Origin of the sequence: Streptomyces celluloflavus (assembly GCA_000720995.1) — a bacterium.
Classification (GTDB): Bacteria; Actinomycetota; Actinomycetes; order Streptomycetales; family Streptomycetaceae; genus Streptomyces; species Streptomyces celluloflavus.
The window spans coordinates 22,224-31,587 of record JOEL01000068.1 but is presented as its reverse complement, the minus strand read 5'-3'; the positions used below and the strand labels follow the sequence as shown (position 1 = coordinate 31,587).

General features: G+C 67.8%; 12 protein-coding genes. 7 read left to right on the top strand and 5 right to left on the bottom strand.

The window, feature by feature from the left end; translation table 11 throughout:
* Nucleotides 1–181 precede the first annotated feature (181 nt).
* From IH09_RS33625 to IH09_RS39490, 3 genes are all read right to left on the bottom strand, one after another.
* Entirely contained in the window at nucleotides 182–1,147 is a 966-nt protein-coding gene (locus IH09_RS33625) for a trypsin-like serine protease (protein WP_052861354.1), read from the bottom strand.
* Between the two features lie 230 nt (nucleotides 1,148–1,377).
* Complete coding sequence (locus IH09_RS33620) at nucleotides 1,378–1,632, bottom strand: hypothetical protein (protein WP_190233488.1); 255 nt, start codon at nucleotides 1,630–1,632, stop codon at nucleotides 1,378–1,380.
* 197 nt (nucleotides 1,633–1,829) lie between these two features.
* Complete coding sequence (locus IH09_RS39490; protein WP_052861352.1) at nucleotides 1,830–2,198, bottom strand: hypothetical protein; 369 nt, start codon at nucleotides 2,196–2,198, stop codon at nucleotides 1,830–1,832.
* A 508-nt stretch (nucleotides 2,199–2,706) separates the two neighbouring features.
* Between IH09_RS39490 and IH09_RS40400 the strand changes: the two genes are divergently transcribed.
* Together IH09_RS40400 and IH09_RS33610 are read left to right on the top strand one after the other, a co-directional pair.
* Nucleotides 2,707–3,960, top strand: coding sequence for an XRE family transcriptional regulator (locus tag IH09_RS40400; protein ID WP_318279641.1), 1,254 nt, complete (start codon nucleotides 2,707–2,709; stop codon nucleotides 3,958–3,960).
* A complete protein-coding gene (locus tag IH09_RS33610; protein ID WP_052861351.1) occupies nucleotides 3,951–4,484 on the top strand; it encodes a GNAT family N-acetyltransferase in 534 nt (177 codons plus the stop codon). Before IH09_RS40400 ends, IH09_RS33610 begins: the two co-directional genes overlap by 10 nt.
* Here IH09_RS33610 and IH09_RS40395 read toward each other — a convergent pair.
* Complete coding sequence (locus tag IH09_RS40395) at nucleotides 4,425–4,733, bottom strand: DUF6087 family protein (RefSeq protein WP_240150456.1); 309 nt, start codon at nucleotides 4,731–4,733, stop codon at nucleotides 4,425–4,427. The genes IH09_RS33610 and IH09_RS40395 overlap by 60 nt on opposite strands.
* A gap of 17 nt (nucleotides 4,734–4,750) precedes the next feature.
* On the opposite strand from IH09_RS40395, the gene IH09_RS33605 reads away from it, so the two are divergent.
* The 4 genes from IH09_RS33605 to IH09_RS33595 all read left to right on the top strand — a co-directional run bounded on the left by IH09_RS33605 (nucleotide 4,751) and on the right by IH09_RS33595 (nucleotide 7,678).
* A complete protein-coding gene (locus tag IH09_RS33605) occupies nucleotides 4,751–5,263 on the top strand; it encodes an NUDIX domain-containing protein (protein WP_052861350.1) in 513 nt (170 codons plus the stop codon).
* 139 nt (nucleotides 5,264–5,402) lie between these two features.
* Nucleotides 5,403–5,924 carry a DUF6879 family protein gene (locus tag IH09_RS33600; protein ID WP_052861349.1) on the top strand — a complete coding sequence of 174 codons (522 nt, stop codon included), beginning with the start codon at nucleotides 5,403–5,405 and terminating at the stop codon, nucleotides 5,922–5,924.
* Complete coding sequence (locus IH09_RS38385; RefSeq protein ID WP_318279640.1) at nucleotides 5,875–6,303, top strand: helix-turn-helix domain-containing protein; 429 nt, start codon at nucleotides 5,875–5,877, stop codon at nucleotides 6,301–6,303. Before IH09_RS33600 ends, IH09_RS38385 begins: the two co-directional genes overlap by 50 nt.
* Before the next feature lie 13 nt (nucleotides 6,304–6,316).
* Nucleotides 6,317–7,678 carry a DUF2254 family protein gene (locus IH09_RS33595; RefSeq protein WP_052861348.1) on the top strand — a complete coding sequence of 454 codons (1,362 nt, stop codon included), beginning with the start codon at nucleotides 6,317–6,319 and terminating at the stop codon, nucleotides 7,676–7,678.
* Between the two features lie 370 nt (nucleotides 7,679–8,048).
* On the opposite strand, the gene IH09_RS33590 is transcribed toward IH09_RS33595, so the two are convergent.
* Complete coding sequence (locus IH09_RS33590) at nucleotides 8,049–8,888, bottom strand: SDR family oxidoreductase (RefSeq protein WP_052861347.1); 840 nt, start codon at nucleotides 8,886–8,888, stop codon at nucleotides 8,049–8,051.
* A 91-nt stretch (nucleotides 8,889–8,979) separates the two neighbouring features.
* On the opposite strand from IH09_RS33590, the gene IH09_RS33585 reads away from it, so the two are divergent.
* The gene (locus IH09_RS33585; RefSeq protein ID WP_052861346.1) at nucleotides 8,980–9,351 is read left to right on the top strand and encodes a winged helix-turn-helix transcriptional regulator; all 372 of its coding nucleotides are present in this window, start codon (nucleotides 8,980–8,982) and stop codon (nucleotides 9,349–9,351) included.
* Nucleotides 9,352–9,364: the final 13 nt, after the last annotated feature.

Here is a 9,364-nt window from a genome sequence, read left to right as displayed (position 1 = left end):
GAACGCGGGAGACCAGCGCATCCAACACCGTTCGGGACGCGCGCAGTTCCGGGAGCTGGCAGCAAATGCCACTCCTGAACACTGTTTAGGAACGGTTCGGAGCGGGTGAGGGTAGGCGGAACGCAGTGAAGGGCGGCGGCCCCTGGCGAGGGGGCCACCTTCGGGTTGCGGCGGTTTCGCCTCAGGCGGCGTGGCGGGTTTTGCGGCGGCGTACCGCGAGGGCGGTGCCGCCGCCGACGGCGATCAGCGCGGCGGCCACGCCGGCGATCGCCACGGTGTTGTCGTTCGTGCCGGTCTCGGCGAGGTCGGAGCCCTTGGCCGCAGTTGACGGAGCGCTGTTGGTCTTCATGGTCTTGTCGATCCAGCCCGCGTAGGCGGGCGCGCTGGTGTAGAGGCCGGGGCCCTGTGAGCACGCCACATCCGGGGCGCCGGGCCCCGAGGTGACGCCGATCAGCTCCCAGCGGCCGTCCCGGCCCTTTTGGACCTGCGGTCCGCCGGAGTCCCCGAAACACGCCATGGCCTTGGGCACGGTGGTGATCGTGCACAGCCGGGTCCGGTCCGCGTAGCCGGGCGCGCACTCGGACTCGGCGCCCCTGCGGGTGTTCAGCTCCTGTAGCCGGTCCGCGAACTTGAAACCGACGTCGGCGGTGGTGCCGAAGCCCAGGAGCCGGGTCGGCGTGCCGGGCCGCCCGGCCTGCCCGGCGATCTTGATGGGCTTCTCAGCGACCGGGCGGTCCAGGCGTATCAGCGCGACGTCATCCTTGTTGGCGGTCTTGCCGCCGCCGTTCACATAGCCGGGATGGATATAGGTCCGGTCGATCTTCCGGACAGTGCCGCCGGACTTGCGGTGGTCGCTGCCGACGCGCACGATGCCTTCCAGTTCGAGGCCGTCGCCCTTCACGCAGTGGGCCGCCGTCAGCACCCACTGCTGACCGATCAGCGATGCCCCGCAGGTCCCGTCGTGCAGACCGTGCTTGGGGGCCGATTCCGGGATGGTCGCCATGAACGGGTAGCTCTCGGTGGAGTCCGACCCGTTGACGATGGCTGCGGCGCTGCCGGCCATGACGGTGGTGCAGGCCGCGGCGGCGAGAGCACCGACGGCAACGGTGCGGGCGGTACGGCGGCGCAGCGGCTTGAAGCTGAACACAGAGGATTCCCTTTTGTTGCTTGGTGGATCCGTAAGCATTCAGCCTCGTTGTCCGGGGCCTGCCGGACCATCCGGGCAACGGGCCGGTCGATGGTGTGGCCAGCACCCCCTCTGTACTGGGGAAAACTCGGGGCTCGGGGTGAGGCTGCCCGGCGAAGGACTGCGCAGAGCGCCGGAGAAGACGCCCGGAGGGAGTCACCGGCCCGGGAGCCGAGACGCCGACGTTCGCCCTACTCGCGCTCGTGCACGCCGTACCGGAAACCGGCTGCGACGCGGAACGGTCGAAGCGGCGAACGCAGCCATGCCACGGGGGGTGTGTCGGGGATCCCGATGTTGAGGCTGGGGGTGTTGGCCTTTGCGTCGGGTGCGATGGCGCGGAGGATGCCGATGCGGTCGGCGTGGGCGTGGTCGATCACGGGGTGGCCGAGCAGTGGGTGGTTCAGGTGGCCGAGTCCGAGGGGTTGCATGGGTGGGCGCGTGGTCATGGGGGTGGTCCTCACGCTGTCGATGGACTGTCACCCGCCCATGCGCCGGGAGAAGGACGCGGGGGCCGGGCGAGGTGTTACGTGGGGGAGGGGAGGTCCCGTGAAGAGGTCAGCCGCGGTGACTTCCGGAGATGCCGACGGCGAGTACGAAGGCCAAGGCCGCCAGGCACGTCAGGTACGTGACGACGCGGCGCTGCTCAGGGGTCACGGGTGATCTCCGTCAGCTCGCCAACTCCGGGCTCCTGGAAGGCGGTGAGACTCAACGCCTCACCGAGGGTCGCCGGGCGGCACCAGGTCACGAGGGCGTCCCAGGGGTCTCCCACGGGACGACTCAGTACGAGGCATTCGCCGTTGACGGCGAGGATCTTCGCGACCTTGGAGCGGGTGGTGTCGACAACGGCCGCACCGACATGGAAGGGCTCGTGTGCGGCCTGGACGATACGCGCCAGCTCCCTGGCCGTTGCGAAGCTGACCTTTCCGAGATGGACAAGGTGGCGCCCCCCGTAGTCCACGTACAGCTCCGGGAGATCAAGCCCAGCGGCCTCCAGGGCCGCTCGCAGCTCCATGAAGGAGCCTTCTGACGCATCGCCGGCAAAGCGAGCATCGGGAGCACGGCGTACTTCGTTGGCGCTCGCTGCTGCCTTCAATGTCGGTTCTCGCCGCGCACCGCCCACTGGTGATCCGTCGGGTGCCGAATGGGCGGTTGATTGCCTGTCGTCAATGTCCCTGTCGTGGTTGCGGATCTCTCGTGCAGCCGCGCACGCCGCGGCCCAGTCGCCCCGCTCGCGAGCCTGCCCACGATGGAGATCCAGGGTGTTGCACGCTCCGCAGCCCTGGGCGGGGATGCCCTCCAACAACCAGCCGTCCAGCGGAAGTTCCACGGGCGGCTCGCTGTACCGAGTCGGATCGCTCATGACCTCGCCTCCTCCATGTGGGCGCGTTCAGGTGTCTCCAAGTGAAACGACGCACCAGGTCTGAGAGGCAGGTGAAAAGAGGGACGGTCTCCTCGCATGACCCCGGTGATTTATGCCCTTGAGCTGTCCCTGGCCGATCTGTTGGCGCTACCGTCAAGGTGTGACCAAGAACGCCAAGTTGGCGATCCGGATGGATGCCACGGGGCTCTCCCAAGCCGAGTTGGCACGCAAGATCAATACGCTGATCGAGCAGCTGACGGGCTCGCCCGGATGCGTCACCGACCGAGACATCCGACGCTGGCTCCGGGGCGAGACACGATGGCCACAGGACCGAATTCGGCTCTGTGCTGAACAGGTCCTTCAGGCGTCGTCCGAAGAACTGGGGTTTATCCCGCGACACAAACGGGGCGCTGCCGGCGCACCACCGAAGGATGGATCCGTGATACGCCGAAAGTTCCTCACAGCCACTGGCGGCGCTGCATTCGCTGCCGTAACGACCGCAGGCGCCAGGCTTGGCATGAGCGATGCGGACCGCTTCCAAACGGAGTATGAACGCATCCTCGAAGAGGACTGGCGCATCGGCGGCATGCGTACGGTGGAGAATCGGGCTGCCGAACTCGCCCTACGCATCCAGTCGGCCCTGTCGATGGGAACGACATCGGCCAGGGTCCGCAAGCGGCTGCATTGTCTGGCAGCAGATGCGTCGAGCTCAGCAGCGTTCGCTGCCATCGACGCGAAGTCCCCTCGACGGGCGCGTACGCATCTGGAGCGCGCCGTAACATTCGCTGGTCTTTCCGGAGACAGCGAGACGCAGTATCACGTATGGAACTGCCTCGCCATGACTGCCTGTCAGCGTGAGGATTTCACAGAGGGTGCCGCGGCCGCAGGAGTCATGAAGGGGGCATCGATTGCTCGCAGAGACCCCCTGTACCTTTCCTTGGCGCACATGCGCAATGCGCGGGCCCTGGCCAGGATGAACCAGACAAGTGACACTCTTCGAGCCCTGTCGACTTCGGAGAAGGTGTACGCACGGGCCGAAGGAAAGCAGCGGCCGGCATGGCTGGCCTTTTACGACCAGAGCGAGGTGGACGGCCTGGCTGCAGATATTTGGTTTCAGCTGGGTGACTATGGCCGGGCTGAAGCGTTTTTTCACCGGACGTTGGCAGGTATCCGCCCTGATCTGGTCCGGAACCGAGCGCTGTACGTTTCTCATCTAGCGCTGGCGCAGGCCCATCAAGGGGAGCTTGAGATGGCCTGTGCCACAGGCGTGAATGCGTACGAGTTGCTTCCCAAAGGATCGGGTTCGAAACGGACGACGGACGCACTGAAGAAGGTTCGGGGTGTTCTGGCCGCGTCCGGAACAAGGGCGCCCGAAGTAACGCATTGGATTGAGAGGTCGCAGCTATGGAGCTGACACGTTATGGCCACACAGCCGCGCGGGACGTCAGGGCCATGCTCCTGGACATCCACGATGAGGCATATGTGGATGACCCCAACGAGTTTCATTCTCGCGAACGGTTCGCGGGGTTCGTGGACAGGTGGTCAAGCAAGGAAACCTGGTCCTGCGTCATTGGCTTCGACGAGGGAGAGCCCGTCGGATATGCCTACGGGGCACTGTTCAGCCATGGCGCCTGGTGGCGTGGTGTCGATACGCCTGATTGGCTGACGGAGAACCGTCGAGTCTTCGCCCTGTCCGAACTCATGATCGTGCCCAAGTGGCGTAGGACGGGAGCCTCAGCCCAAGTCCACGACGCATTGGTCAATGGCCAGGACGCCTATGCCATCACTCTCTTCGTGGAATCGGCTCATCCGCGAGTCCAGGCACTGTACGAGGGCTGGGGGTACCGCAAGATCGACGAATGCAAGCCCTTTGAAGACTCACCTTTGTATTCCGTCATGGCCATGGAACTGAGCGGGAGTGGTTCGTCGGCACTCTGAGTGGTGGTCAGGTCCCGGCGCCAACGGCGGCCGGGCGGGCTGGGCAGGTTCCTGCGCCGGGCTCTCGGTATCGGCGGGCCGCAGGAGCTTGCGGGCCTCGCTGAGGTTGGCTGCCATGGTGAAGACCTCCCAGGCGGACCCGTTCCACCGCTGGATCAGTCTTGGCTGTTCAGGGTCCACGTGCTCACCTCGCTGAGGCCCGCAGCGAAGACGCGCCTCCTGCTTCTCGCCGACATCATGACGCCACATAGCGAAGGCATTTCCCCATGATCCCCACACCCGAAGACGGCACGGCCTGGCACGAGTACCTGGCTGAAGGGAACGCTCGGCAGGCTCGGAAGCGAGTGGCTGCCGATGTCCTGTTGATGAATATGTCCGGTAACTTCCTGCTGGTGAACCCGACTTACAAACCGGGATGGGATCTCCCCGGCGGAATGGTCGAAGCGAACGAGCCACCGGAGCAAGCGGCTATACGGGAGCTCAAGGAAGAGCTGGGACTGACGGTCACGCTCCGTGGATTTCTTGTGGTGGACTGGGTGGCGCCGCATGAGGCGTGGGACGACCAGCTCTCGTTCATCTTCAACGGGGGTGTCCTGGACGACGACGTGGTCAGCGGTCTGAGGCCGCACGACGACGAGGTATCGGAGATCGCCTTCTTCACCCCCGCCGAGGCGCGTAGTCGCCTCCTCCCACGGATGCTTCTCCGTTTCGAAGCGGCCATAGAGGCACTGGCACTCGGAGTTCCCCAATATCTGCGCAACGGCTCCGTGGCGCCGTAGAACGGACGTCAGCAGCACAATCGTCGTCCAGGGACTGGGGGCACTGATCCCGAGGCCCTGGCGGAGATGGAGATCCCGGATTACGAAACCGTGGTCGAGGTCCCCAAGGCCGCGATCACCGCCCTACTGGAGGAACCGCGTGAAGCTGATCTCCAGCGTCGAGCGCAACTGGCTCTTTGAGAGCTTCGTGTGCGACGCCTTCCACTTGGAGCTGAGGGACGACTACTCGGTCCCGAACGAGGTTGTCCCGTATGAGAGTTGGCTCAACGGGACGGCCGACGACTCGTTCATGGCACCGTGGGCACAGCTCATGAAGCGCGTCACCGACTCGGGGAAGACGGTGCGCCGGGTACGGGTCGTCACCGAGCCGCACAGCTCCTACATCCGGTGGGAGCACGCCACCACGGGCATCAACGAAGAGGCCGGCGAGTCCATCCGGTGGCTGCCGAGGCGCGAGCTGCCCGAGGGGCTTGTGTTCCCCCTGGCGGGAAACGACTGGTGGCTCTTCGACGACAAGCTCTTGGCTGTGGGGCACTTCGACGACGGTGGACGCGTCCTGGGCTCCGAGCTGATCGAGACCCCCTCGGTCGTATCCGAGTGCGTCCGTATCCGTGATCTGCTCTGGAACGTCGCCACGCCGCACGGCACGTACCAGCCGTGATGTGCACGTGAGCACACAGGCACAGGAATCACGAGAGGCACTTGGTGCCCGGCTGCGAGGCTTCCGCAAGGACGCAGGCTTCACCAGCGGCCGGGCCCTTGCCCGTGCGCTGAATTGGCAGGAATCCAAGGTCTCTCGCATCGAGAACGGCAGGCAGAACGCGAGCGAGGCGACAGCCGTGTCTGGTGCCGGGCGACCGGGCACGATGCCGATCTCGCTGACCTGGTTGCCACGGTCCGCCACGTCGACGAGATGTGGAGGGAGTGGCGCCGGCAGATCCAGGACGGGATCGCGAACCGGCGGTTCCGAGCGCACCCGCGTCGGCAGCCCTGTCGTCTGCCACCATGCGGTATTTTTACCGCAATTACCCCAAAATTGAGGAGGGCACCGCCATGGGAGCCTGGCGCTGGTACCGCACCCGGCGGCGGCTGCGTACCCATCGCATCTGGCGGCTGCCGGTGGGGCTCCTTGTGGTGAGTCTTTTTCTGTCCTGGCTGCTGCCTCTGCTGGATCGTGAGGTCACCCGGTTCGGGCATGACACCGGGGAGCATCTGTTCGCGAAGATCGACGCGGGCTCCATGGCCACCCTGCTCGGCTCCGTGGCCGGTGGCATGGTCACCCTCGCGGGGCTGGTCTTCACCGCGCTCACGCTGGCCATGCAGTTCGGGGCGGGGCAGTTGTCCGTACGGGTCGTGCCGCTGCTCCAGCAGGATCCGCTGATGCGCTGGGCGACCGGTACCTTCATGGCGACCTTCGTCTACACGCTGATGATCTCGGTACGGCTCGCGGTCCACGAGGAGGACTACCGGCCCGTCCTGTCCACGCTCTTCGCCGTCGTCATCTCCATGGTGTGCGCCGTGCTGTTCTTCGCGCTGGTGGCCCGGGTCAGCGGTGTGCTCAACTCCGGGGCGCTGCTGCGTACCGTCGCGCTGGAGGGCCGCCGCACGGTGGCCCGTACGCATCCGTACCGCACCCCGGCCGGGCCGCACGGCGCGGCGGCCGTCCCCGGTGCGAAGGCCCCCGGCGCGGTGGAGCCGACGGTCCTGTGCCTGGACCGGCCGCCCCGGTCCGGTCAGATCCTGTTGGCCTTCCACACCGAGCGGCTGGAGAGGCTGGCCCGCGTCTGGGGTGTGCGCATCGAACTGGTTCCGGTGGTGGGCGACTTCGTGGCCCTCCAGGCCCCGCTGTTCCTCGTACGCGGGCCGATGGACCGGGTCCGCCGCCCGGCGCTGCTGCGCTGTCTGCTGTTCGGGGAGACCCACAGCTCCACCGTCGACCCGGCCGGCGCGCTGCGCACTCTGGTCGATATCGCGCTCAAGGCGCTCTCCCCGGCGGTCAACGATCCGGGGCGGGCGGTACAGGCCGTGGACCATATCGAGGACCTGCTCACCGAACTCGCGCCGCGCCTCGCCGCCGTACCCGGGGCCGGTGAGGGTGCCGCCTTCAGCCACCGCACCCGCTCCTGGGCCGACTACGTCTGTATCGGCACGGACGAGATCCGGCACTTCGGCGCCACCTCGATGCAGGTGCAGCGGCGGCTGCGGGCGCTCTACACGACCGTGGCGCTGGTGTGCACCCCCGAGCAGACCGCGCCCCTGACGGCGCGGCTGGCGACGATGGACGCGGAGGTCGACGGCCAGTGGCCGCAGGAGCTGGACCGCTATCTGGCCCACCGCCCGGACTCCCAGGGGCTGGGCAGGGAGGACGGCAGCGAGCTGAGGGTGAAGCCCGGGGGGCCGCCCGACGCGGGCTGAGCGCCGGCCGGTCTCCGGGGACACCGCCGAGGAGGAAGCGGTCGAGGTCGTGGTGCGTGCACGTACGACTCTGATCCGGGAGCGCGCTCGCACCACGCGGCGGCTGCGGCGCGCCCCGTTCGACAGCGCCGACGCCGAAGCGGTCGAGGCCGTGGCGTGTGCACGTACGACTCCGATCCGGGAGCGCACCCGCACCGCGCAGTGGCTGCGGCACGCGCCCCGCTCGCCCCCATCCCCGCCGCTCGGGCCTATTTCGGCCGGCATCCGGACGCCGGGATCATCCGGTCCCGGCCCGGACCGGGACCGATGCTCAGCGCCCGGGTACTCGCCGAAATCAACGCCGCCCTGCTTCCGGCGGCGCCGACACGTTTCAGCGGAACGCGGCGATATTGCGGGCGGCCCAGTCGGCGAACGGGCGCGGGGCGCGGCCGAGGACCCGCTCGACGTCCGGGCTGATGCGCAGTTCGGCCGGGTTCGGGGAGCCGAGGATGGTCAGGGTGTCCTCGGCGAGTTCGGCCGGCATGCTGCGGGACATGGCGGCCTTGGCCTCGTCGCGGGTGAGGTCGTGGAACCGCACCGGCGAGCCCAGCGCGGCGGCGATGGCCGCCACCTGCCCGCGCGGTGTGATCACCTCCGGGCCGGTCAGCTCGTACACGCCGCCGGTGTGCCGGTCGTCCAGCAGGCAGGCCGCCGCGACCTCCGCGATGTCGGCCGGGTCGATGACCGGCACCCCGATGTCGCCGAAGGGAGCGGCGACGGCCCGCTGCGCGCGGACGGACCCGGCCCACCACAGGGCGTTGGAGGCGAAGCCGCCGGGCCGCAGGATGGCCCACTCCAGGCCGGACTCCCGCAGCACGTTCTCCAGCGCGCGCATCGCGATCCGCGTGGCGCCGAAGGGCCTGGTCGCCACGCCCTGCGTGGAGAGCAGGACGACCCGGCGGACCCCGTGGGCCGCGGCCGCGCCGATGATGTCGGCCGGGTCGGCTCCGGGGGCGTGCAGGTCGCCGGAGAGCAGCAGGAACAGCGCTTTCGCCCCGGCCAGCGCGGGCTCAAGACTGGCGGGCTCGGTCAGGTCGGCCGCCAGGTGGCGGACGCCGTCCGGTACCGCCGCCGCGTGCCGTGACACCGCCGTCACCTGCCGGCCCGCCTCGGCCAGCGCCCGCGTCAACGGCCGGCCCACATTCCCGGTAGCCCCGGTCACCACGATCATGATCAGCTCCTTGTCGTCTGTCTTCTGTGGCCTTGACGCTAGGAGCCGGGCTAACTCTTGGTAAGGACATACCTTTAGGTAAGCTCATCACGTGACGGGAAGCGTGCAGCGCATACGGGCCGAGGCGGCAGGGCCGTATGAGGTGTTTCACACCGACTGCCCCGCGCGCGATGTGGTCGACCACGTGACCAGCAGGTGGGGCGTCTGGGTTTTGATCTCCTTGCGGAGCAACGACCTGCGGTTCTACGAGCTGCGCGAGAGCATCCGGGGCGTCAGCGAGAAGATGCTCGCCCAGACCCTGCGCGCGCTGGTCCAGGACGGCCTGGTCTGGCGGGAGGTCGAGCCGACGACACCGCCCCAGGTCACCTACGGGCTGACCGAGTTCGGCCGGGACATCGGCGAGCCGCTGACGGAGCTGTTCGACCGGATCACCCGGCGGCTTCCGCCACGCGACGCGGGATAGCGCGGTAGCGGCC